The sequence below is a fragment of the Kitasatospora sp. NPDC098663 genome (assembly GCF_044760075.1).
Lineage (GTDB): Bacteria > Actinomycetota > Actinomycetes > Streptomycetales > Streptomycetaceae > Kitasatospora.
Genome location: NZ_JBIWAP010000071.1, coordinates 1 through 22,021 on the forward strand (window position 1 = coordinate 1; position 22,021 = coordinate 22,021).

Genomic DNA, 22,021 nt, shown 5'->3' on the forward strand with positions numbered 1-22,021 from the left:
TGCCGTCCTTGATGAACGGCAGCCCGGCCGCGGTCTGGTAGACGCTGATCGCCAGGTTCTCGATCGACGCGGCGGTCTGCAGCGCCATGATGTCGCCAGCGGAAGCGCTGGCGGACGGTGAGTCCGCGGTCGCCCGAGCGGCGCCCAGCAGGCCCACCCGCCGGCGACGGCGGCGAGCGTGCCGCCGCGCTGCCACCAGCGGCGCGCCGGTACCCCGGCCTGCTCGAAGTCGGTCAGCGCGCCGCGCGTGATCCGCAACGCGTCGCTGTTCAAGTCCTGCGACTCCTCGGTGAGTTCTTCCAGCAGCCGGGTGTCGATGTGCCCGCCAGCCATCATGTCCCGTCTCGGCCTGCCGGTCCGGCCGGATGCCGGACCGCCTTCTCCCCGTCTTCGGCACCCGCCCGGCCCCGGTTTGGTCCAGGCCCCCAGACCGGCCCCGATTCCACCCCTGCGGGTTGCCTGGGCCCCGGAGCCTTGACGACGGTTTGCGGGTGTCCCGCCCCCGTCAGCCCGAGGGGCTCACATCAGCGCCAGTGATCGCAGCAGGTCGACCTCTGTGAAGCCGGCCTGCTCCAGCACGTGGCAGCGCCCGGAGGCGCCGGGGGAAAGCAGGTCGACGGTGGCCAGCGCACTGCCCCCGCCCGTCTGGTCGAAGCGTTCCAGCGAACGGTGGAGACGCTCGCGCCACTCGGCGAGGGCCAGAGCGGGCGGCGCGGGGCGACGCTGGGCGGGGAGAACGCCCTCAGGCGTGACCCACAGCGACGGGCAACCGCCGGTCTCGGACGCGCTGCGCCGCCCGGGCCGGTGGAGCAGGAGCCACTGGTCCACCGTGCGAAACCCGGCGTCACCGAACACCTCGGTGCTCACCGGCCGGTCGTGCAGGGGCAGACCGGGAAGGCCGGGCTCCGCGGGGCCCGGGTCGGTGAAGGCGGTGACGGCGGCGAGTCCCGCGCCTCGCTCAACCGCCACCCGGACAAGGACGGTCGCGACCTCCGGGCTCTCCCGGCAGTGCAGCCACGACACGCCCCCGGTCAGACGCCCCGCAGCCGCCCGGCGGTGCAGTGCCATCGCGCCCAGGACCACACCGAAGCCGTCGTGGGCGACAACCACCGTCCCGGCTGGGTGCCGGACATCGAATGCCCGTCCCGGTGACACGGTGGCGAAAGGGGAGGCCAGTTGGTCCGCCGCGATCAGCTCCGCGATCTGCTGCCGGTCCCCGGCAGCCGCGGGCCGCACCCACACCGGTCGCGTCCTGAGGACCACCGCCACCACACTTCCGCCACCGTTGCCGCCAAACGCCTTCTCCTGTGACTTCGGCACCAGCGTCGGGGCGGACGGGCGCACCCCGGCCCAACCACCCGAACGGGGCAACCAAGCCCACCGCCCAGCACACCCCCTGCCCGGCCCGGGCCACGAACCCCCGGGCACGAGGGCCAGCCGCTTCCCGTCCACGCTCAAGCCTTTCGGGCCTCCCGACGCGCGGCTCCACATCACACCGCCTAGCGTCGAGCACAGCCGGCGGCACCAGCCGTCCACAACAAGAGAACTGAGGAACCATGAACAAGCACATAGCCCGTACCGCCGCCACCATGCTGCTCACGGCCGGGATCGTCGCCGTTCCCGCCGCCGGGTCCGCTTTCGCCTCCTCGCGGGGCAGCGAGTTCGACTACAGCCACCAGGTGTCGGCTACGGCCGGGGACGTCAGCTACAACGAGAGCGCCCAGGCCTCGTACGTCACCGGCTACGGCGAAGACTCCCACGGCAGCCACAGCGGTTACGGCCAGGGCCACCACGACAGCAACGGCCTCGGGTACGGGCACGGCCTTCTCGGGCTCGGCCTGATCGTTCTCTGACAGCCCCACGACCCCGCGTTGCGCGGGGTGGCGAGGCCCGACCCCCAGGCCGGACCCCGCCCGTGCGCACCGCAACACCGGGTACGTGCTCCCGGCGCGCACATCTCCCGTTCGAACCCGCTCCGCCGACGGACTGCCGGAACAAGGGACGACCACCCGAACGGCCCACCGCGGCGTTTCGCGCCGCGTCCGTGTGCCCGCATTCGGCGGTCTCAGGGGCTTGGTGAGCGGCCTCTCCGCAAACCGGCTCAGCCGGTCAGGGCCGCGCAGGGAGGTCACCGCCACCGGCGTCGCCCCGCCCGCCCGGGCAGACCTCGTGAGCGCCCAGGCCACGGGCACGACCGCGTCCGGGCCGCACCCATCCAGCGGCAGCGTTCACGGTGCCACGCAACCGTCGAGCCGTCCGGCCTTGCAAAGCGTGTGCTCGCCCTGGTTCGACGCCATCGTGGGATCGGCCAGTACGCCGTGGCGCACCAGTCCGGCTCCGGTCTCCTCACAAGACGACTCGGTTCCTGGTACCGCCAGTGATCCCGACACCCGCTCCACCCACCACTTGCATGGAGATTGTAGTTGCAACCACTGTGCAGCAAGACGTTGCCGGGAGGACTGCGAGGACGCATCGGCCCCGACTGCGGCTCCTTTCACCCGTTACAACACCGCTGAGGAGCCCCGACATGCCCAACCCGGCCAGCGCCGGCCCGTGCCCCGGTGTAACCGAGCTCCCGAGCGAGCAGCCTTCGCAAGCCGTGGTGTGTGGCCGCTCGCAGGAGGGCACCGCGCTGAGGGCGAGCGGCATGGGCGGCCAGTGGTGCGAGAAACCGGTCGAACACCGCTCGCGGGTGATCGAGGGGGAGGCCGCGCGCACGGCGGGGCCCCTCGACGGTGATGTCACCTTGATCTGCGATCGAGTGCTCGGCGAACAGGTACTGCGGTCCGCCTCCGAGCGTCTGGGCATCACGGTGAGCGTCCTGACTACGTAGGCTCCGGTGGCGCGATGACCGGGTCGCCCGAGCCAGCGCACCCCGACTTCGGTCGGTTGATCCGCGATGTCGATGCGGACCTGGTGGTCTGCCACGTTTGTGGGCGCGGATACCGCTCGCTGGGATGCCACCTGCGGGCGCACGAAATGACGGCTGCCGAGTACCGTGACCAGTTCGGCCTGATGCGCTCACGTCCACTGAGTTCGCGTTCTGCGAGCAGCACTCGGTCCGATGCTCAGCGTGGCGCGTACAGGTCGTCGCCCCGGATGCGGGCGGACTTCGCTGTGGGCCAGGACATGGCGCGCGCCGGGCAGTTGCAGCGCGAGTCGCGCCGCTCGTTCGAAGAGCTCGGCGTTTCGCCTGAACTGTCCCGTGAACGGCTGGCGCAACTCGCCGCAGGGCGGCGGCACCAGAACGCGATGGCCGATGCCAGCTTGGCCGCCCGAGTTGGCGCACTTGGCCAGCCCGGCCTGCGGCATGCCTTGCAAGCCCTGTACGTTCTCGGCGATCTGAGTCAGGAGGCCACCGCGCGGGCCATGGGCGTGGGCAACGAGCGGTTGCGGGATCTCCTGCGCGCGCATGCCATCCCGCTGCGGGCTGTCGGCCGCAACTCGGCGGCAGGCAAGCGCGCCCGGGTCTCCGCCAACGACCGCGAGACCGCCTCCCACGTCGGTACCGACGACATCGTCGTGTGGCTGCGGCAAGAGCGGGCCGGTAGCGCGACGCTGGCGGTACTCGCCGCTCGCACCGGGCGCAGCATCCCGTGGGTGACGAGCCGCCTGCGGCGATGAGCAGGCAGGCTGCGGAGAGGGTCCGGCCCGGTGGTGTGAAAGGGCCGGACTCGCACCCACGTGGCCGAGGTCACCCGGCGGTCTTCTCACCGCCGGCACGCATGCCAGCGGTCCACTTCTCTTCGATCCGGCCCACCTTCCAGACCGCCAGGGCGACGACCCAGGTGGCGAAGAACAGGCCGACGATGACGAAGCCGAGCAGGTTGGTGTCGATGCCCTCGATCCAGTCCCAGAACGCGCCCTGCCAGTTGATCTGCTGCGCTAGAAATATGCCGATAGGCCTACTTGGGTGGCAAACCTTCGTGAATTCGTAGCGGTTAAAACTCGGATTTCACTCGGCCGGGTGAATCCCGTTGGGGATGTTTGGTTTTGACGGGAGCGATTCGACTACGGTGGCGGAGGACCGGGCGGTTGGCCTCATCGGCGAGGAAATCGGTTCGGCGGGAAATCCGCGGCGTGAGCCGACAATCCCGAAAATGAGGTCTACCGTCGGTCCTGCTGTGCGTGCTCCGGCGGTTCGCCGTGCCCGGGTCCCCTGTCATACGTCTAGAGGTTGGAAGACCATGCCGCCCGTAGTTCCGCCGTTCCTGATCGGTCTCGTCGTCTCGCCACTGGTCAAGCGTCTTCTCAAGCCGCTGGTGCGAGGCGTCGTCAAGACGTCCGTCGGGCTCGTCATGGAGGTGAAGAAGGCAGCCCACGAGGCCGGGGAGAACATTCACGACCTCGCGGCCGAGATGGCCGCCGACGTGTCGGCGGCTCAGGTCGCGCCCGGTGAGGGCCATCGTGCGGCCGGGAACGCGACCCCGAACGCCGAGAGGGACGAGGCCGCCTCCCGGGCCGAAGCAGAGACGAGGGCCTCGAAGGTCCGTACGACCGTCGGCGCCGGAAGGGCACACTGACGCACCGGCGTGACCTGACTCGCCGCCTGGACGCACACCGTGACCGAGCTCGCGAGCCGTGTCCGCGCGGTGGTCGGCCGCGGGCCTTCCGGCCCCATCGGCCGCCCGGTCAGAATTCCCGCTCCGTCACATTGATCCGTCGTGCCCGATGCCGGATCGCCCGTGACCTCCGCAAAAAGGGGCTCTGGCGAAGATCTTGTGATGCGCTGGGCCTCTCCCTTTGGTCGATCCTATGGTCGCCACTCCGCCCGGTAGTCGGGGTGCTCGACGTACGACTGTGCGAGAACGCGGAGGGCGTACGTGAGACCGGTGAAGCGTGGATCGGAGGAATCCATTGCCTCATGGTCTCGAGCCAACATGTCGACCAGGTCGAGCATCGGCAGGTGACTGTCAAGGAGAGCGTCCCCGCCGAAGCGGTAGGCGATCTCGGCATAGGCGTGGTTGTCGGCCATGTTACGGGCGTGAAGAAATCTCAGAAGGTTGTCCATGAGTTGATTCTCCGTGGGCTCAAACTCGTAGGAGGATTCGGGTGCGGAGAAGGTCGAGTTTGGCTCTGCCGTAGCCGGCCCGCTTGAGGAGTTTAGAAGTTACGTGGAATCTGTCCGGGGTGATCATGTCTCCCCGGTGCAACCACGGACTTGGGAGACAGCTTGAGCGGCACGACGTTGCTGACGGAGAAGTGGCCCGTGCTGGGCTGGCACGAGCAGGCGGCGGTGTGGCTGCAGATCTGGGCCGACCTGGGGCGGGCGCCGAGGACCATCGACGCCTACGCCCGCGGGCTGACCGAGTACCTGCTGATGTGCGAGCGGGACGACGTCGACCCGGTCACCGCGAACTGTGCTCACATCGCCGTCTACGTAAGGGAGTTGACGTCACGGCCGCACCGTCGGGGTGCGAACGTGGTGGCGATCGACTCGGGGGCGGGGCTGGCGAACGCCACGATCCAGCAGCGCCTGGTACCGGTCCGCCTGTTCTACGACTTCCTTATGGAGGAGGGGTTGCGCGAGTCGAACCCAGTGGGCCGGGGCCGCTACACGCCTGGACGCCGGGCGGGCGGCCAGCAGCGGGGATTGGTGCCGCGGCTGACCAAGCTGCCGTGGATCCCCAGCGAACAGCAGTGGCTGCGGGTCTTGGAGGTGGCCCGGAGCGAGCCAGTGCGCAACCGCGTGATGCTGGCCCTGGCCTACGACGCCGCCCTGCGCCGCGAGGAACTGTGCTCGCTGCGGACCGATGATGTCGATCCGGCCCACCGCACACTGCGGATACGGGCGGAGACAACGAAGAACCGGCTGGAGCGGGTGGTGCCCTACTCGGCCTCGACCGGGGTGCTGCTGTCGCAGTACCTCACCCACCGGGCCCAGGTCAGCCGGGCCCGCGGGCCGCTGTTCCTGTCGGAGTCGAGGCGCAACCACGCCCAGGTGGTCCGCAGGATCGCGCTGACCTCGGGGGTCGAGCGGTTCTCCACTCACACCACCCGGCATTTGTGTCTGACGGACCTGGCGAGAATGGGCTGGGAGGTGCACACGATCGCCGCCTTCGCCGGGCACCGCCACACCGACTCCACGCTGCAGTACATCCACCTGTCCGGCCGGGAACTTGCCGACAAGCTCGCCCGCGGGATGGAGCACATCCACGCCTGGCGCATCCAGGCCCTGACCAGCATCCACGACGCGGAGACGGCCCGATGACCGCCTCCGCCGCAGCCGACCGCTCCAAGGAGTCGGGCCGCTGGCAGTGGCCGATCGACCCGGCCCGCTACGACACCACGCCCGTGCTCCGGACCGCTAAGAAGGACGCCATCGTCGAACTCGGCACCGACAACCTGCGCCGCCTGGCCCGCCACGACCCCGCCGCCCGAGGCTGGCGGCAGATCCGGCGGCTGCTGCGGCCGCTCGACGACGCCGACGCCGCGCTGGAGGCACCGGCCACGCCGCACCGCCGCCGGGCGATGCTGGACGCGACCGCCGTGGTGCTGCTGCGGTGCGCCGAAACCCGCTGCTCCTACTGGTCGTGGACCGATGAAGAATGGGCCGGCCTCCTCGGCCAGGACCAGCGCGGCTTCCGCAACGCAGCCCCCGGATGGGCGGACGACGCCGTGCGACCGCACCTGGCCGCGCACGCCTTCCTGCTCGGCGGCTTCAACGCCTTCTACCGGCTCGGCAGCTTCAGTCGTCTCACCCTGGCCTGGCGCGTCTTCGGCCACGCTCGCGTGGACGGCGAGATCGCCCGGATCCGCGCGGTCCTGGCCGGCTGGGGCTACCGTCTGGGCCGCGACGACGACAAGCTGCTGCCGATGGTCGCCTGCCAGATGTTCCTGCTCAACCGCAGCCCCCATCTGGACGAGCTGAGCACCGATCTGTTCGAGCGGGTCCGCTGCGGGCAACTGCTGCCGGCCGCGCGCGGCAATACGCTGCATGCGATGCAGCGAGCCGTCGCCGAGCTGGGGTTCTGCGACCCGCCGCAGCGTCTGACGGGCCACCACTCTGCCCGCGCGAGCGGGGGTTCACCGGTTTGGGCGGCCTGGGTGGAGCGTTGGCACGGCACCTCCACGCTCACGCCCCGCGTCCGCGGCGGCCTGCGCGCGACGCTGCTGAAGGCCGGCCGATGGCTGGAGGCCGAGCACCCCGAGGCCGCAGACCCGACCTCCTGGACCCGGCAGACCTGCGCGACCTGGGTCGCAGCCGTCGACCGGATGAACGTGGGCGACTACCTCCAGCGCACCATCGGGCTGAAGGACCGCCTCGGCAAACCACTGGAAGCGCCCACCAAAGCCGCTCACCTCACCGCGGTCCGCACCTTCTTCCGCGATCTCCAGGAGTGGGAGTGGATACCGCGGCGGTTCGATCCGCAGCGCACGCTGGGCACCCCGCGCAGCATCTCGGCTCTGCTCGGACCGGATCCGCGCGTGATCGCTGACGAGATCTGGGCGAAGCTGATGTGGGCCGGACTGAACCTGCAGGACAGCGACCTCCCGCAGACCCAGGCCGGGAACTTCTACCCGCTGGAGCTGGTCCGCGCGGTTACGCTGACCTGGCTGTTCTCCGGACAGAGGAGCGATGAGATCTCACGCCTGCGCGTGGGTTGCATCCGCTGGCAGCACGACGGCGGGGCCATCCCGGGCCACTCGAAGCAGGTCCTGGTCCGCGACGCGGTCTGTCTGCTGGACGTGCCGACCCACAAGACCGGCACCGCGTTCACCAAGCCCGTCGACCCGATCCTCGGCCAGGCCCTCGACGCCTGGCAGGCCCTCCGCCCAGGTCAGCCGACGTTCACCGACCGCCGCACCGGCGAAATGGTGGACCTGCTGTTCGCGGTCCGGGCCCGCAAGGTCTCATCCGCCTACATCAACAACACCGTCATCCCGATGCTCTGCCGCAAGGCCGGCGTCCCCGCCGCCGACGTCCGCGGGAACATCACCAGTCACCGGGCCCGCTCCACCATCGCCAGCCAGCTCTACAACGCCAAGGAGCCGAGGACCCTGTTCGAACTGCAGGCCTGGCTCGGCCACCGTTCACCGCAGTCCACGCAGTTCTACGCGAAGATCAGTCCGACCACTCTCACCAGGGCCTACGACGACGCCGGCTACTTCTCCCGCAACATGCGCACCGTCGAAGTCCTCGTCGACCGCGACGCGGTCGCCTCCGGCGCCGCCGCAGCCGCAGCCGCAGCCGGCGAACCCTGGCAGCACTACGACCTCGGCCACGGCTACTGCACCTACACCTTCTTCGAACAGTGCCCACACCGCATGGCCTGCGCGCGCTGCGACTTCTACACACCCAAGGACTCCGCCAAAGCCCAACTCCTGGAAGCCAAAGCCAACTTGCAGAAGATGCACGCCGCCATCCCGCTCACCGAGGACGAGCAGGCCGCCGTCGAAGACGGCCAAGCCGCTCTCGACCGCCTCCTACAACGACTCGCCGACGTCCCCACCCCGGCCGCACCGACACCCCGGCAGATCGAAAAGCCCTCCGGAGCAACGCTGCTGCCGATCGTCATGGTGAACCAGAGGCCGGCAACGTAATCGACCTGCGCTCGCGGCCGTGACCAGGCACTATGACGGCATGCCGGATCTTCTCTGGGATGAGGTCAAGAACTTCTTCAATCCCGACCTCATGGGTGCCCTTCCCGACGTCTTCGTCCCCGACGCCTCGGTCGCGGACTGGCAGGCCCTATTCCACCTGATCCAGGCACGCAACTGGCAGTGGCAGTACTCCGAGGGCTCCACGGACCTGCCCCTGCCGTCGGCCGCCGCCGTGCTCGGCCGTCCGGCTGACTCCGAGATCGCGGAGCTGAGGGTCTGGCCGAAGTCCGGAGTCCTCGCGATCTTCCGATTCATGTCCGTCGATGAGATCGACTTCGACGTCGATCTGCGCGAACTCCAAGGGCAACCCGGTGTTGACGCGCTCTGCAGCCTCCTGGCACGGATCGGGCGCGAGCTCGGCAAACCGGTGATGATGACGTCCGAGGGCGGAAGCCAGGCCCATCTCGTCCTCGGGTTCGAAGCGGTCCTGGACCGAGTGGTCACACTGGCCGATCCATCACTCGACTGACCGCAGAGCCCCACGAACCTTGACAAATCAGATTCCACATAAGGCGGGCGATGCCGGCGGACTTCCCCGTCTGGGACCGCGTCTACGCCTTCGTGCGGCGGTGGCACGCGCGGGGCCTGCTGGCCGAGTTGCACGACCGACTGCGGGGCCTGGTCCGCGAGGACGCCGGCCGCGACCCGGAGCCGACCGCCGCGGTGATCGACGCGCAGTCCCTTCGTGCGGCGGCCTCGGTACCAGCGGCCTCACGCGGATACGACGGGGCGAAGAAGGTGCCGGGGCGCAAGCGCCACATCGTGGTCAACTGCCTCGGGCTGCTACTGGCCGTGATGGTCACCGCCGCGAACGTGACGGACCGGGATGCCGCGATGCCGCTGCTGGAGCGCGTGCGGGCCCGCTACCGGAAGATCGTCCTGGTCTGGGCCGACGGCGGCTACGCGGGTCGCCTGGTCATCTGGGCGATGGAGAAGCTGCGACTGGCCCTTGAGATCGTCAAGCGGACCGACGATGTCTCCGGCTTCGTGGTGCTGCCGAGGCGCTGGGTGGTGGAGAGGACCCTGAGCTGGCTGATGCGCTCGCGGCGCCTGGTGCGCGACTACGAGACACTGCCCGCCGTCCACGAGCAGATGGTGCTGTGGTCGATGACGATGCTCATGACGCGGCGGCTGGCCCGGCGGCGAGCGTGAACCGGCCCGGGGCGGACTCGACCGCCCAGCCCCGGTCCGCCAGCCGCTTCATCTTCGACCGGACCCCTTCCACGCTGGCCGGGTCCTGCTCCAACCCGAGTGCGGCAGCGATCTCCTGGCACGTCATCACCGCGTCCCGGCCGGCCCCTTGCCCGGCGAGCACGGCGAGGATGCGCCGGTAGTCCGGAGCGAGCACGTCCACGGACAGCGCGGGACGCCACACCGGGACGATCGAGCCCGCTCGAACAGCCCTCGGCGCGGGAACCTCGGCGGGCGCCTTCGTGGCGGGCTCCGACACTGAAGGCCCACCGGCTCCAGAACCGGCCCCACCTGCCTCCGGCGGCCGCGGCACGGACAGGACCTCGTCGACGCGCTGCCTGGCGATCAGCCACTCGTGCCAGGTCGTCTCCGCTTCCGCAAGCTCGGCGAGCACCCGGTCGGCCACTTCCCGAAGCTCTTCCACGCGCTCCCGCGCAGCCAGTTCCCGCTCTTCAAGAAGACCCACGACCGACGCCATCCCGGCACCTCCACCAGCGAGACAACCCAACGGCCCGAGCATGCCTCGCCGACGCCGACATCATGCCTGAGCTGCGGAAACACGCCAATCAAGTTCGGTACGACAACAGCTTCTGAAGACTTTTTTCAGAGATCCAGTTCGTGAGATGGCGCTTGGCGACCTTAGCGGCATGTCGGCGGCCGGCTCAAGAGCGTGATCGACTGTTTGAGTAGCGCCCGCTTCGTCTGACCTCTGGTTCAGGCTTTGTGTCCCCCACATCAACTGCAGGATCCGATAGCCGTGGTCGGCGCACGCCGATGGTGCAGTAACGGCTGAGTGCTTAGAGCTGAAGGTGCCGCACACAGGTCAACTGTGTGCGGCACGGGATGAGAGCTGGTCCTCGCGGCAACGTGACCCTCCCTCGGTTCCCCGAATCCTGGGTGGAGCCCACAGCGCCCGGGGGCCGGAACCGGCTGACGGCCGATCCCGGAGTCTTCTCAAGCCACAGTGGATGACGACGCCCGGCTGGGTCAACTCCTAACGGGACAAGGCTGCGGGAATCCAATTGCGCCAAGCACACGACCAGCGCAAACGCACGAATCAAGTGCAAGCCTGGGGAGCGCCCCAGTCTGAGACACGCGTGCGGAAAAAGTGGCGGTGGGCAAGATCAAACTTGGGATTCCTCTCAGCCTGGTGCCACCATCGAGTCAGGCCTGAGCGACGTCGGCAACCGCAGCTCAGGGCCTAGATGTTGGAGCCCACAGAACGGGAAGGCTGGACTATGAATCGGCGCTTGAGTAAGGCCGTTTGCGCAGAGAATGACAAGCCCTTCGGCTACCGCGAGACGATCGTCATCGTCGTGGTACTGGTGTCAAGCGTTGCACTGGCCGCGACGGGCATTAAATCCCACGCGGCGTCAGTCCTGATCGCCGAGTCTTGCGCGCTCGGCGCGTATCTGCTGCGACGGCTGCGACTGGGGGCGCTGGAGCCTGCGGCATCGAGGTGCGGGCAGTCATAACCATGGGGCGCCGAGAGAATCCAATCGGCGCGTGTGGCAAGTCGCTTCAGGCTCTCGCGTCGTGGCTGCGTGCCCGGCGCGAGAGCACTGGGCTGACCTATACGCGCCTCGCCGAGCGCACCCGTTACAGCGGTGACACCCTCACCCGTGCGGCCTCTGGCGGCAGCGTGCCCAAGCTGGCTGTGGTCCTCGCATTTGCGGAAGCCTGCGGAACGGACCTGGCCGAGGCGGAGCGGCTTTGGAAGCGAGCCCGGCGTGAGGCACTTGCTGAGGATGCCCGAGGCAAGCGCGAAGCTGTGCACATCCACGTCATCGACAACTTCGCCGACCTGCACGCTGCCTTACTGGCCCTCTATGCGAAGGACGGCTGTCGGCCATACAGGGAACTCAGCGAGCGGGTAGGGGGATTTGGCCGACTTCCGCATGCGACAGTCGGCCGCGTCCTCAACCGGAAGTCTCCGCCTCGCCGCGACTTCGTACTCACTTTCGCTCAAGCGTGCGGAGTTCGTGGAGCTGCGCTCGAAGCATGGGGCCAAGCGTGGGACCGTGCGGATTCGAGACGCCGACCCTCAGGCCGCCCAAGTCCGCATGCCGCTACCTCGTCTGCAGGGACTGTCCACTCCTCGCAAGGAGTCAGTGCTCGACTCGATGGGACCCGTGCTCCGTCCGCGCCAACCGGGAGGGGCAAAGCTCGGACGCTCCCCGCAGCTGTGGCGTATGAAGAGCAGAGAGCCAGCTCCAGGCAGCGTCCCGGGGTGCCATGCGTCGGCTGCGGCCAGCTCGTGACAACTCACTCGGACATGGCGGCACGCTGGGGGGAACACGTGTGGTGTGTGTCCTGTGGCCACGACTTGCAGGTGGTGCCCTGGCTCGTTCGTTGGCCGGGACAGAATCGCGAGGGGCAATCTCCACACAACCGCAAGCCGCGCACGGAGGTACGAGATTCGTCCGAGGGGCAGCTGTCATTGATGGATGTCCTGGGAGGAGTCTGAATCGGATGGCCTGTCCGCGTGCGTGAGCGGACTGGGTGCCAGCCGCTGCCTGGCCCTGGACTGGCTACCTTGTCAGCGGCCAGATGGATCCCCGGGGACGGCCACCTGACGGGAAGTCATCTGGCCGCTGGCTGTCAATCAATCCAGATCCCGCCGCTGTTCTGGTGGATCACCGGATACCAGTCGAGAACCGGGCAATCAACGACCAACAGGTTCTCCAGGCCGCCCAACCCGTGTAGATGGAGACGTTCGGTGACCTCGTCCTGCAGGTAGAAGTCACCCTGCAGGGCGTCACAGTGGACGCAGCCGACGGACAGGTACCACGACCCCATGGTGCTGCTGTACCGGCTCTTGATCGTCGCGGCGAGATCTGGCCGCCCGCCTTGCTGCAGCAGCTTCTGCGTAAGAGCGAGCGTGTCCTCGTCGCCCATGTGCAGAGAGCTGAACCCGCGCGCCGGCCTCTCCGGGTACAGGCCGGCCAGGCATGTCGTTTCCCTCTGGCACTTCCAGCACTCGCGGGTCAGTGCGAGGACACGCAGAGACACGAACCTTGCGGTCAACGGCGAGCGCACCTTGGGCAGGTGCAGACCGATGTCTGCCGGGTCGAACTCCTCGGACTCATAGAGCACCCCAAGGTCATGACAGGTTGCGCACTTCACCAACCAGCCGCCGTCTGCCTTGTGGAGGAAGCCGCCTCCCTCGAACACCCACACAGAGCATGTGGCGCAGCCGCCCCCGAACTGGTTCCGCATGGGCCCCCGTTTCGCCGTCGTTGCCAGGCCCCTCGATCGCCCGGCCGTGTCCAGTCAGCACCGTACCCGGCGACTCCGCGAAGCCCTGAGAGGGGCTGGACCGGCGACGCGCGCACGCACATGCAGCGTCCAGAGGGACTGGGCGCCTCGTTGGCCGGCCAACCAGACCGGCCGCCTCTGGCCGGTGCGGCTCCTGCGCCACAGCCCGACACGCCCACCCCCTGAAGCACTTGTGCAATGTGCCGTAGATCAACTAAAGTGCTGACGATCGTGATCTGCTCAGCTGAGAAGTTCCTGTCCGAAAGGGGATCAGACGCATGTACGAGGCCGTGCCGTGGCAGCAGCAGCTGTTCGACAAGAACGCAGACAAGGTCCGGAATGGACTCGGGCAGGGGCTGCGGAACATGCACGCCAATGCGCGCGCGGCACAGGAGGAAGCTGGGGTCCGGCCGGCTCACCCGTACGGCGCGGCCCGTTACACCGGGCAGTTCGAGAGAATCGCCGACGAGCTGATCACCATTCCCGGCGCCCGTCTGGTCAAGCCCCGCGGCTTCGGCTTCGAACTCGTGCTGGTCGGCAAGGGGCTGATCTATCCGTTCCGGTATGCCAAGACGCAGGCGGATGTCCGGGTTGCCCGGATCCCGCATACCTCGGTTCTGATCAAGGAACTGCTGGCCAACTTCGGCACCGCTCCCGACACCTTCCAAGAGGCTCTCGAGTTCGACGGGTTCGAGACAGAGGATGACGTCCTCGCTCTGCGGGTCGGCTTGGCCGATCTGCCGCCCGACACGAAGCTCGTACTGGTGCCGTTCGCCTGCAATGTCGGTGACCTGCTGGAGTCCTACTGGGGGGTAGCCTCTCTGGGGATCGACGGCACGACCCTCCAGTGGGCATCCACTCCCGAGGCTCTGCCCGTTCCTGACCAGGCGACGAGGCAGATCAAGCTGCACTCCGTGCCGGAGCAGGGTGCGACCGTGTCCGAGACGCTCACGAGCTTCGACCAGGGTGAGGAGCCGCCGGTATTCCTGTCGTCCCGCCCGGACAGCGATGTGAAGCTGGACCTGGCCCCTGAGACCGAAGAGCAGCCGATCGAGCCCCGAGCGAACGAAGACAATGAGAAGTAAGCAAGATCTGATCCCAGGCATGGAGGAGCGCGGAGTCACTCCACGCGCCATCTGTGACGGGTTCGACCCTGCCCGCCTGACCCAGGCCCGGCGACTGGCGGAGATGACGAAGAAGGATGTCTCGGCCTATCTGGGTGTTACTCCTGCTGCCGTAGGACAGTACGAGACAGGAGTATCAAAGCCTCGCCCGGAACTGATTCCCAGACTTGCCGAATTCCTAGATGTTCCGATGCAGTTCTTCCTGGCCGGCAGGCCCAGCAATCGGCTCGACTCGTCCATGGCGCATTTCCGGAGCCTGCGAAGCACACCTAAAGCACAAAGAGAGCGATCCCTGGCATTCGCTGAGCAAATCTGGGAGATCACTTTCGCGCTGGAGAAGCGCATTCAGATGCCATTTGTGGACCTCCCCGGATTCGCCGGCGGGGAGGTCCATCCAGGGGAAGACCTTCCCGCTGAGCCCGCTTCCGCAGCACGTGAATTGAGACGTCGGTGGGGCCTGGGAACCGGCCCCGTCACACATCTCGTTCGACGGATGGAGTCCCACGGCATAGTGGTTGTTCTGCCGCCAAGCGCTGACACCTCGGCGGCAACCGTCGACGCCTTCTCCACCCGTGCCCCGCGCCCGCTGGTAGTCCTGACGTACAACCGGACCGATGACGTCTACCGTCACCGATTCAGTGCGGCACATGAGCTTGGGCACCTGGTCTTGCACGGGGACGCGACGGGCGACAGCCGCCAGGAACGGGAAGCTGATGCGTTTGCTGCAGAATTCCTCACCCCTCGGGAAAGCATCCTTCCTCTGCTGCCCAGGCGTATGGACCTTGCGCAGCTTGCCGACCTCCGCCGCACATGGGGAGTCTCGATCCACTCCCTTATTTACCGCTGCCGGGAGCTGGGCTTGATCTCGGACGCGACAACCAGTAGAACTTATCAACGCTTGCGGGCACTGGATGGACAGCCCGGTTTCACCCCCGAGCCCGTTAGCAGCTTTGCTGGTGAACAGCCAGTCCTCCTGCGCCAGGCATTTCAGCTTGCAGCCGAAGACAGCGGCCTAACTATAGAGAAGCTAGCGCGGGAACTCGGCTGGAAGCCTGCACGTGTCCGAGAAATGCTGGATGTCCCTGAAGATCAGCGGCCTGTCCTGAGGCTGGTCAGGTAAGCAGGAGCTACGTTCTGGCATTCGCCAGCCCATCAGTCGACAACTCCCAGTCCGCCTCCGGGGGCCAACCCTCGCAGGCGGACTTCAGGGAAGGTACTTGAGCCTCACAAGCAGGTCTGGCGCGATCTTTCACGGGGTTGCCCGGAGCACGGTAGGCGTGTGCCCGACCAGGAGCGAGCCGGTCGGGCCCTTACGGGTGGATGGGGTCTGCGGTCACTGCCTCCGTCACATAGGAAGGCAGCACCAGGCTGGTGCGCAGGGCCTCCGCGACTACGGCGAGTAGGTCCTCGCCTTCGACGCCGGCGGGGGCGGCGTTGCGAATCTGGGTCCATGCCTGTGCCGTCCGTACGGCGATCGCGAGGATCGTGTCCGGGGAGACGAGGTAGAGGTGGTGCTCCGCGGCAGGCACTGCCAGGTCACTCACCATCCAGCGACGGGAGACGACGAGGCTGATACTGCCGCTCGGCGGCTCGTCGACCCGCTCGTCGCCGGCGAGCTGCCGGAGCTGGCTGTTCGACTGCCGGATGTACTTGAGGCTGACGCCTCCTTCGGACTTCTGCTCGCTCTTGGCCTCGACCGTGATCCAGCAGGACGGCCACAGCCACGCCGCGTCCGTGCGTCCCTGGCCCAGCGGCTTGAATGAGCGGGCACCCAGCAACTCCCCCAGTGAGACCAGGCCCGCCTCGTATTTCACGGAGTACTGCTCGCGGAGGTTAGCCAGCATCTCGTTGACGAACAGGTCCAACTTGGCGGCCGTCTTCAGCTTCGGGGACGACCGGTACGCCTCGGCGACGGCCGCCACGGCCTCCGTGTCCACGGTACTGAGTTCCGGCTCGGCCTCCGCATGGCCCTCTAGCTCCCGCAGCCACGTGGTACCGATGGCGGCCTTCCGGGCCCGCTCCAGCAGCTGCTCGGCGCGCGCCGCTGCACCCGGCGCGCCGGTGGCCAACCGAGCCCAGACCGACCCGAGGTAGGCCCACATCGCTTGGTACGGGCGCAGCTCGTCCCCGGGCAGGAGGTCGAGGACCTGTACCGCGCCGCGGGAAGCGGTATCCCAGTCTTCCAGCCAGGCGGCCTGCCATGCCATGACCTCGTGCTCGGCGCTGGCGGCCAGCTTTCCCACATAGGCGGGAACCTGCTTGACGCACTCGGAGCGGCGCTCGACGATGTACGGCTCGGCTTCCTCCTGCCACAGCTGGTCGCGGTCGAGAGCGCTACGTGCCAGGGCGACGAGATCCGATGGGGGCACCTGGCTGTTGTCGCGGCCGAAAGCGATTTCCGCCTGAAGCTCGGGCGGGAGTCCCTCGCGGACGTCGAGACGGGAGAGGAAGCGCTGGAGTTCGCGACCGGTGACGATGACCAGCGCGAAGTCACGCGGGCCGCGGGTGCAGCGGCCCGCGCCCTGGATGACGCGGGTGCGGACCCGTTCCAGTGCGACACGGCCGGCGCGTAGCCGGTTCTGGAGGAACTGGTCCTGGAAGTGAAGGGTGTCGGGGAGGTTGTGCAGCAGGATGATGCTGCACGACTCGTCGGGGAGATCATGCCGTCGAAGCGGCTTGGAGCGAGCAGCATGCCGTGGTCTGCGGTCTTGAACGGCTGGAGGCCGTCCAGGGTGTTCCCGGGCCGGAATCGCTCAGTGTGCGGCACTCCCAGGGTGTCGGCGATCATCGTGGCCGACTTCCCGTCGGGCGTCAGCACCACGCTCTTACCGCGCAGGCCAATCAGCTGACCTACCAGCCCTCCCTTGCTCTCGGGATTGGCGGGGACCTCGGCGGTACCGGGCTGCGCTGCCTGCTGACTGGCGTTGGTCTCGTGAAGCCCGACGTGGCCGAAGGGGTCGTCGTCCGACTCGGCCAGGTCGGGGAAAACGAAGAAGCGTCGGCCGCTGTTCGCCCGAGAGCATCGCCTTGGCCTGCGCGGCGTCCAAGCCGAGGTCTGCGGCGACCTCTGGGTCCTCGAGGTGGGCCTCGGCCTCTTCGGTGACGATCACGGGTGCTTGGACGGTGCGGCCGAAGACCCACTGCTGGGCTTGGTTGATCGCGTGGCCCGCCAGGACGTGCGCCGTAGTTCCGTGCGCGTAGTGACCGCGGTAGACCTCCACGTGGTGGTCGTCGCCGGCCAAGTCGCTGACCGTGCCACCCAACACCGTCGCGCGTACGACCTTGGCCGTCTTGCGCAGGCGCCTGACGTCGTGCGGCTCGGAGATCTTCAGTGGCCTGCCCTCGGCGTCGCTCTGACCGCCGATCCAGTGGGTGAAGCGGCAGCCCTGCCGTGCGAACGAGGACACCTCGGCGGTGAACCCGGTGCCTTTCTGGTCGCGGATGACCGCCAGGAACAACCAGGGGTCAGCCTCCGGGAAGGCCTCTCTGGTGAGCGCCGTCGCCGCCATCAGACGGCGGAACAGCCCCGGCACGTCCCACGTGCCCGCGCCGGTGAAAAGTGTTCCCTCTTCGGCTTCCGGGGCCGGTTCGACGCTCTCCTCGGTCTCCGGGTGCAGGTCTGCGCGGACCCGGTTGGCCCTGTTCTTCTGCTGGACCACCCGCACCCCGCCGTCAACGAACTCCACATCGTCCAGATGTAGATCGTTGAGCTCTTCCGGCGTGGTGTCCGTCATGGCCAGCAGCAGAAGGACCCGGAATGGATGCAGGTCCATGTCGTCCGGGAACAGCAGTTGTGCGACCTCACTGCTCAGTGAGCGGACCCCGGGAGGCAGGACAGGACGACCGTCAGGCGACTTTGTGGGCATCAGGTCACGCACTGGCTGCGGCCACCACTTCAGGGCATGAGGCAGGTTCTCCTCGAGGACCTGGGAGTTGAGAAGCCTCGCCCTGGCCGCCCACACGAGATTGGCGGGCTCGTTCCACCCGCCCTCCCGCGGATCGACACCGGCCGCCAGCAGTTCCCGTCCCCGGGCCAGGCGCTCTTCCAGCGCGCGGAGGCCAGCCCGAGCCGCGTCCCGCAGTGCGATCCGCTCAGCGTTGTCGTACTCGTCCAACGGCTCGATGGGCGGCCTCCGGTAGGCCGCGGGCGCCTGAGCTCGAAGCCGTAGATCCTCGGACACCGCCGCATCGACAGCAGCCCGGTTCCCGACCAAGGCCAGCACGGCGGTCGTCCGAGAGTACGGAACGGGGGACTCCAGCCCGTACTCCTGGCGCATGGATGCCTCCCACGCGTACATGACCTGCACAAGATCGACCGCTTCGCTGTCCAGCCGAACCTCCTCCGGGGCCAGGCCCAGCGACGGAACATGCTCGTCGACGAACTTAGCGAGCCCCGTCACCGCGTAGGCATAGCGTCGGCCGCCGCCACGGAGCGCCGTCGAGTGGACGAGCTTCAGCCACTCGTCGGCGAGCTGGGCAACCAGGTCCGAGCACCGGTAGGCACGCGGATCGATGGAGATCTCGTGCGACGGCGCAGGTCTTCGAGGCCGGCGGCCGGGGTTTCGGGGTAGAGGGTGAGCATCGGCAGCGGCGGGTGGCCGGGCAGGACGATCTGCTGGAGCATCACCCCGTAGATGCCGCCCTCGGGTTCGGGGCCGGACGGGTCGATGCCGAGATCGTCCAGGGTGATGACCTGGATGCCGGGCGCGTCCGGCTCGTCGTCGGGATGGGCGCCCGCGGCCCAGTACTCGAGGGCGTCGTTCAGCAGTTCGGTGGCCTGGGTCTCGGTCATCGCCTTCAGCAGGACCAAGCCCGCCCGGGCGCGGTCCGGGTCGTTCCCGGCGTCGTGCGCCGCCGCCCACCAGGCCCGGGTGGGCTCGGAGACGAACATGCCGGGCCCGACCAGGCGCGTGAGCGGGTTGTCGAACGCGGCGCTGGCGAGCGCCGCGACGGTCGGCCGGTCGGCGACCAGCACGGGGATCGCAGAGGCCTGGCAGGGCCGGCAGCCGGCTCGGCACGCGGCCACGACGGCAGCGGCCAGGCGGGTGTTGACCGGCCGGCCTGCCGCGTGCGGCAGGGTCTTCAGCACGGTGAGGTCGGGGCCCTGGTGCCGGTGGCCGGTGCCGCCTGCGGCCGCCGACAGAGACATGCCGGTAGCGGCCTTGCGCCTGCGGGCGGCGGCCTTCTGGGAACGGTTGTACTTGGGCATCGCGAGTCTCCTCCAGCACGCACGGTGAAGAGGGGACGGTCCCGTGACCCGACCCCGGTGCGCGATGGACTCAGCGAGCAGGGGGTGGTGGACTAGCGACCTGGTCTTGAGATCTGCGGTCGCCACGTGAGGTGCGTTGCGTTTTAGTTTTGGCGTGGTTGTTGCTGCGGGTGGTGACGTAACGCCGGCTCGGCGGTCTGCTGACGGTATGGGTGACAACCGACTGCAGCCGCTGGTCCTGTCCGACCTGGAGCGGCTGACCTTGCAGGGATGGGCGAACCGTCGCAGGACCGCCCAGGGGCTCGCGACGCGGGCGCGGATCGTGCTGGCGTGTGCGGAGGGCGGCAGCAACATCGCGGTGGCCGCCCGGCTGGGAGTCAACCGGGGGACGGTCAACCGATGGCGGGCACGGTTCCTGCGCGACCGCCTGGATGGTCTGGCCGACGAGCCGCGGCCCGGCGTTCCGCACACCATCACCGACGCCCAGGTGGAGGAGGTTGTGGTGCGGACCCTGGAGGAGGTCCCGAAGGGTGGCACGCACTGGTCCAAGCGAGAGCTGGCCCGCAGGGTCGGCATCTCGCCGTCCAGCGTGCTGCGGATCTGGCACGCGTTCGGCCTTCAGCCCTGGCGCACCGAGGTGTTCAAGGTCTCCCCGGATCCGCTGCTGATCGACAAGATCCGGGACGTGGTCGGGCTCTACTTGGCTCCGCCGGCGAACGCGGTGGTGTTCGCGGTCGACGAGAAGCCGCAGATCCAGGCGCTGGAGCGGACCGCGCCGGTGCTGCCGATGCTGCCCGGAGTGTCCGAGCGCCGCAGTTTCGACTACGTCCGCCACGGCACCCTGGACCTGTTCGCGGCACTCGACGTCGCGACCGGGAAGGTGATCGGGAAGGTATCGGCCCAGCACCGGGCGGTGGACTTCCGGGACTTCCTCGACGAGATCGACCGCCAGACCGAGCCCGGTCTGGCGGTCCACGTGATCTGCGACAACCTCTCGGCCCACAAGGCTCCCGTGGTGCACCGCTGGCTGCTGGCGCACCCGCGCTTCCAGTTGCACTTCACGCCGACGTACTCGTCGTGGATCAACCAGGTCGAGCGGTGGTTCGCCGAACTGGAGCGGCGCTGCCTCGAACGCGGGGTCCACTGTTCGCTGGACGATCTCAAGGCCAGTGTCGAAGGCTGGATCAAGGTCTGGAACGAGAGCGCCAAGCCGTTCAAGTGGACCAAGACCGCCGACCAGATCATCGACCGGATCTGCCGCTACTGCTCACGTATCTCCGAACCAGGTCACTAGCCGCGGGCCGCCCGGACCTGGTCCGCAAGCTGGTGCTGATCAGCACCGGAGTCTGCCGCGACGGCGGGACCGAGGCCGACCTGGCGATGGTTGACGATGCCAACACCGGTCTACTGGAGTCGATGTTCCGCCCGCAGCACGAGCCGCTCTCACCCGACGGGCCCGGGCACTTCCCGGTCGTCTTCGAGAAGTGGCTACAGATGTGGCGCGAGGAGCCCGACATCGGGCTCGACGCCCTGACCGGGCTGCCCATCCCGGTGCTGGTGATGCAGGGTGACGACGACGGCGTCCGGATCGAGCACAGCGCCGCCATGGTCAAGGCGCTGCCAGACGCCCAACTCGCCGTACTGCCCGGTACTTCGCACACGGCGCCAATCGAGAAGCCCGAGCTGGTTAGCCGGCTGCTGCTGGACTTCTTCGCCGCCGAGCAGCCGGCCCGGCACCTGCCGCTCGGCGCCCTGAAGGCCTGAGTGGCTGTTGTTGTTCCGATCTTGAGGAGCGTTGGTCGAACGGGAGTCTCGATCGGGTGATCGCGGTGGGTGGCGGGCATGAAAGCAGGGCTTCGTGGTAGCTCGGAGGGTGTCTACGCCAACGAGCGGTCCAGGAGACCCTGGTGCTGCTGTTTTTCGCAGTTGCGGCAGCGGAGTCCAGTCCGGACACTCTCGAGTGTGACTGCCTGGCTCACCGGTTCGGAAACGCCGGCGACAACGGGATGCGCGAGCGTCGCTACCCCACCGACATGTCGGACGCCGAGTGGGCGGTGGTGCGGTCGCTGCCGCCGGTGCCGGGATGGCTTCAAGGACGGGGCGGGCAGCCGGAGGCGGACTGCCACCGGACGATGCTGGACGCCATCCACTACCTGGTCGATAACGGAATCAAGTGGCGGGCCACGCCCGGCGACTTCCAGGGGTGGAGGTCGGAACCGCGCAGTCCGCTGGTGGTCAGCTTGATGGCCACGTCGGTCGGATCGTTGATGACCGGATCGGGAACGCTGATGACGCGGACATCTCGCCTGCCGTGCCAGGTCAAGGCCTTCATCATCACTCCTCGCTTCGCGGGGGCGTGCTGAGGCCCTTTCCGGCCTGTGTCCCACATCGCGGCGCGCGAAACGGGCATATCGGCCGTACGTCGCGGCAGCATCGCCGCCCCGGGGCCGACCGAAGCGCCTGCTCCAGCCGGCCCCGGCGACCGGCAGGCTCAGTGCGCCCCGGCAGGGAAGCGTTCCCAGACCCGGTGCGTGCCCAGTTGCTCCACCAGGGCCGCGACGGCCCGTGCTGCGTCGGTCTCGGTGAAGACGCCGGGTGCCTGTGGGTCGATCCCGGACGCCGCCCACAGTGCGCG

General features: G+C 68.2%; 23 protein-coding genes. 15 read left to right on the forward strand and 8 right to left on the reverse strand.

The annotated features are described in order from the left end of the window. Positions 1-519 precede the first annotated feature (519 nt). Entirely contained in the window at positions 520-1,110 is a 591-nt protein-coding gene (locus ACIQVZ_RS39480; protein WP_402457108.1) for a hypothetical protein, read from the reverse strand. A gap of 446 nt (positions 1,111-1,556) precedes the next feature. Here ACIQVZ_RS39480 and ACIQVZ_RS39485 point away from each other — a divergent pair, with 446 nt between their 5' ends. The 4 genes from ACIQVZ_RS39485 (at position 1,557) to ACIQVZ_RS39500 (ending at position 4,523) form a co-directional block, all read left to right on the forward strand. Beyond that, positions 1,557-1,853, forward strand: coding sequence for a hypothetical protein (locus tag ACIQVZ_RS39485; RefSeq protein WP_402457111.1), 297 nt, complete (start codon positions 1,557-1,559; stop codon positions 1,851-1,853). 674 nt (positions 1,854-2,527) lie between these two features. Continuing rightward, positions 2,528-2,833, forward strand: coding sequence for a hypothetical protein (locus ACIQVZ_RS39490; protein ID WP_402457114.1), 306 nt, complete (start codon positions 2,528-2,530; stop codon positions 2,831-2,833). A 14-nt stretch (positions 2,834-2,847) separates the two neighbouring features. After that, the gene (locus ACIQVZ_RS39495) at positions 2,848-3,624 is read left to right on the forward strand and encodes a MucR family transcriptional regulator (RefSeq protein WP_402457116.1); all 777 of its coding nucleotides are present in this window, start codon (positions 2,848-2,850) and stop codon (positions 3,622-3,624) included. Between the two features lie 563 nt (positions 3,625-4,187). Then, positions 4,188-4,523, forward strand: a complete 336-nt coding sequence (locus ACIQVZ_RS39500) for a DUF5132 domain-containing protein (protein ID WP_402457119.1) — start codon at positions 4,188-4,190, stop codon at positions 4,521-4,523. Positions 4,524-4,753: 230 nt separating this feature from the next. On the opposite strand, the gene ACIQVZ_RS39505 is transcribed toward ACIQVZ_RS39500, so the two are convergent. Then, positions 4,754-5,011, reverse strand: coding sequence for a DUF6221 family protein (locus ACIQVZ_RS39505; RefSeq protein ID WP_402457122.1), 258 nt, complete (start codon positions 5,009-5,011; stop codon positions 4,754-4,756). 162 nt (positions 5,012-5,173) lie between these two features. Between ACIQVZ_RS39505 and ACIQVZ_RS39510 the strand changes: the two genes are divergently transcribed. The 4 genes from ACIQVZ_RS39510 to ACIQVZ_RS39525 are packed head-to-tail and all read left to right on the forward strand — an operon-like array spanning position 5,174 to position 9,756. After that, a complete protein-coding gene (locus tag ACIQVZ_RS39510) occupies positions 5,174-6,211 on the forward strand; it encodes a tyrosine-type recombinase/integrase (RefSeq protein ID WP_402457125.1) in 1,038 nt (345 codons plus the stop codon). After that, positions 6,208-8,544, forward strand: coding sequence for a tyrosine-type recombinase/integrase (locus ACIQVZ_RS39515; RefSeq protein ID WP_402457128.1), 2,337 nt, complete (start codon positions 6,208-6,210; stop codon positions 8,542-8,544). Before ACIQVZ_RS39510 ends, ACIQVZ_RS39515 begins: the two co-directional genes overlap by 4 nt. 40 nt (positions 8,545-8,584) lie before the next feature. After that, the gene (locus ACIQVZ_RS39520) at positions 8,585-9,073 is read left to right on the forward strand and encodes a hypothetical protein (protein ID WP_402457130.1); all 489 of its coding nucleotides are present in this window, start codon (positions 8,585-8,587) and stop codon (positions 9,071-9,073) included. A 50-nt stretch (positions 9,074-9,123) separates the two neighbouring features. Then, complete coding sequence (locus tag ACIQVZ_RS39525) at positions 9,124-9,756, forward strand: IS5 family transposase (protein ID WP_402457133.1); 633 nt, start codon at positions 9,124-9,126, stop codon at positions 9,754-9,756. On the opposite strand, the gene ACIQVZ_RS39530 is transcribed toward ACIQVZ_RS39525, so the two are convergent. Beyond that, on the reverse strand, positions 9,722-10,273 hold the full coding sequence (locus ACIQVZ_RS39530; RefSeq protein WP_402457135.1) for a hypothetical protein: 552 nt from the start codon (positions 10,271-10,273) through the stop codon (positions 9,722-9,724). The genes ACIQVZ_RS39525 and ACIQVZ_RS39530 overlap by 35 nt on opposite strands. Before the next feature lie 999 nt (positions 10,274-11,272). Here ACIQVZ_RS39530 and ACIQVZ_RS39535 point away from each other — a divergent pair. Then, positions 11,273-12,262, forward strand: a complete 990-nt coding sequence (locus ACIQVZ_RS39535) for a helix-turn-helix domain-containing protein (RefSeq protein ID WP_402457137.1) — start codon at positions 11,273-11,275, stop codon at positions 12,260-12,262. A gap of 134 nt (positions 12,263-12,396) precedes the next feature. Here ACIQVZ_RS39535 and ACIQVZ_RS39540 read toward each other — a convergent pair whose 3' ends face one another. Continuing rightward, on the reverse strand, positions 12,397-12,969 hold the full coding sequence (locus tag ACIQVZ_RS39540; protein WP_402457140.1) for a hypothetical protein: 573 nt from the start codon (positions 12,967-12,969) through the stop codon (positions 12,397-12,399). Positions 12,970-13,331: 362 nt separating this feature from the next. Between ACIQVZ_RS39540 and ACIQVZ_RS39545 the strand changes: the two genes are divergently transcribed. Both ACIQVZ_RS39545 and ACIQVZ_RS39550 read left to right on the forward strand, forming a co-directional pair. Further along, positions 13,332-14,138, forward strand: coding sequence for a hypothetical protein (locus tag ACIQVZ_RS39545; RefSeq protein ID WP_402457143.1), 807 nt, complete (start codon positions 13,332-13,334; stop codon positions 14,136-14,138). A 19-nt stretch (positions 14,139-14,157) separates the two neighbouring features. Beyond that, entirely contained in the window at positions 14,158-15,297 is a 1,140-nt protein-coding gene (locus tag ACIQVZ_RS39550; RefSeq protein ID WP_402457145.1) for a helix-turn-helix domain-containing protein, read from the forward strand. 190 nt (positions 15,298-15,487) lie between these two features. Here ACIQVZ_RS39550 and ACIQVZ_RS39555 read toward each other — a convergent pair whose 3' ends face one another. Then, the gene (locus tag ACIQVZ_RS39555; RefSeq protein ID WP_402457149.1) at positions 15,488-16,420 is read right to left on the reverse strand and encodes a hypothetical protein; all 933 of its coding nucleotides are present in this window, start codon (positions 16,418-16,420) and stop codon (positions 15,488-15,490) included. Between ACIQVZ_RS39555 and ACIQVZ_RS39560 the strand changes: the two genes are divergently transcribed. Continuing rightward, positions 16,391-16,750, forward strand: coding sequence for a hypothetical protein (locus ACIQVZ_RS39560; RefSeq protein WP_402457152.1), 360 nt, complete (start codon positions 16,391-16,393; stop codon positions 16,748-16,750). The genes ACIQVZ_RS39555 and ACIQVZ_RS39560 overlap by 30 nt on opposite strands. A 252-nt stretch (positions 16,751-17,002) precedes the next feature. On the opposite strand, the gene ACIQVZ_RS39565 is transcribed toward ACIQVZ_RS39560, so the two are convergent. Continuing rightward, complete coding sequence (locus ACIQVZ_RS39565) at positions 17,003-18,577, reverse strand: hypothetical protein (RefSeq protein ID WP_402457155.1); 1,575 nt, start codon at positions 18,575-18,577, stop codon at positions 17,003-17,005. 53 nt (positions 18,578-18,630) lie between these two features. After that, a complete protein-coding gene (locus ACIQVZ_RS39570) occupies positions 18,631-19,386 on the reverse strand; it encodes a hypothetical protein (RefSeq protein WP_402457157.1) in 756 nt (251 codons plus the stop codon). Between the two features lie 208 nt (positions 19,387-19,594). Here ACIQVZ_RS39570 and ACIQVZ_RS39575 point away from each other — a divergent pair, with 208 nt between their 5' ends. From ACIQVZ_RS39575 to ACIQVZ_RS39585, 3 genes are all read left to right on the forward strand, one after another. Then, positions 19,595-20,680, forward strand: a complete 1,086-nt coding sequence (locus tag ACIQVZ_RS39575; RefSeq protein ID WP_402457160.1) for an IS630 family transposase — start codon at positions 19,595-19,597, stop codon at positions 20,678-20,680. A 32-nt stretch (positions 20,681-20,712) separates the two neighbouring features. Next, a complete protein-coding gene (locus ACIQVZ_RS39580; protein WP_402457163.1) occupies positions 20,713-21,150 on the forward strand; it encodes an alpha/beta fold hydrolase in 438 nt (145 codons plus the stop codon). A 143-nt stretch (positions 21,151-21,293) separates the two neighbouring features. Beyond that, positions 21,294-21,749 (forward strand): transposase, encoded by a 456-nt coding sequence (locus ACIQVZ_RS39585; RefSeq protein WP_402457166.1) that lies wholly within the window; start codon positions 21,294-21,296, stop codon positions 21,747-21,749. 128 nt (positions 21,750-21,877) lie between these two features. Here ACIQVZ_RS39585 and ACIQVZ_RS39590 read toward each other — a convergent pair whose 3' ends face one another. Next, positions 21,878-22,015 carry a hypothetical protein gene (locus ACIQVZ_RS39590; RefSeq protein ID WP_402457169.1) on the reverse strand — a complete coding sequence of 46 codons (138 nt, stop codon included), beginning with the start codon at positions 22,013-22,015 and terminating at the stop codon, positions 21,878-21,880. Positions 22,016-22,021: the final 6 nt, after the last annotated feature.

Bases quoted from the DNA above. Each gene is read 5' to 3' on its own strand.
- ACIQVZ_RS39485 (WP_402457111.1), top strand. From the start codon at position 1,557: ATGAACAAGCACATAGCCCGTACCGCCGCCACCATGCTGCTCACGGCC.
- ACIQVZ_RS39490 (WP_402457114.1), top strand. From the start codon at position 2,528: ATGCCCAACCCGGCCAGCGCCGGCCCGTGCCCCGGTGTAACCGAGCTC.
- ACIQVZ_RS39495 (WP_402457116.1), top strand. From the start codon at position 2,848: ATGACCGGGTCGCCCGAGCCAGCGCACCCCGACTTCGGTCGGTTGATC.
- ACIQVZ_RS39500 (WP_402457119.1), top strand. From the start codon at position 4,188: ATGCCGCCCGTAGTTCCGCCGTTCCTGATCGGTCTCGTCGTCTCGCCA.
- ACIQVZ_RS39505 (WP_402457122.1), bottom strand. From the start codon at position 5,011: ATGGACAACCTTCTGAGATTTCTTCACGCCCGTAACATGGCCGACAAC.
- ACIQVZ_RS39515 (WP_402457128.1), top strand. From the start codon at position 6,208: ATGACCGCCTCCGCCGCAGCCGACCGCTCCAAGGAGTCGGGCCGCTGG.
- ACIQVZ_RS39520 (WP_402457130.1), top strand. From the start codon at position 8,585: ATGCCGGATCTTCTCTGGGATGAGGTCAAGAACTTCTTCAATCCCGAC.
- ACIQVZ_RS39525 (WP_402457133.1), top strand. From the start codon at position 9,124: ATGCCGGCGGACTTCCCCGTCTGGGACCGCGTCTACGCCTTCGTGCGG.
- ACIQVZ_RS39530 (WP_402457135.1), bottom strand. From the start codon at position 10,273: ATGGCGTCGGTCGTGGGTCTTCTTGAAGAGCGGGAACTGGCTGCGCGG.
- ACIQVZ_RS39535 (WP_402457137.1), top strand. From the start codon at position 11,273: ATGGGGCGCCGAGAGAATCCAATCGGCGCGTGTGGCAAGTCGCTTCAG.
- ACIQVZ_RS39545 (WP_402457143.1), top strand. From the start codon at position 13,332: ATGTACGAGGCCGTGCCGTGGCAGCAGCAGCTGTTCGACAAGAACGCA.
- ACIQVZ_RS39550 (WP_402457145.1), top strand. From the start codon at position 14,158: ATGGAGGAGCGCGGAGTCACTCCACGCGCCATCTGTGACGGGTTCGAC.
- ACIQVZ_RS39570 (WP_402457157.1), bottom strand. From the start codon at position 19,386: ATGCCCAAGTACAACCGTTCCCAGAAGGCCGCCGCCCGCAGGCGCAAG.
- ACIQVZ_RS39575 (WP_402457160.1), top strand. From the start codon at position 19,595: ATGGGTGACAACCGACTGCAGCCGCTGGTCCTGTCCGACCTGGAGCGG.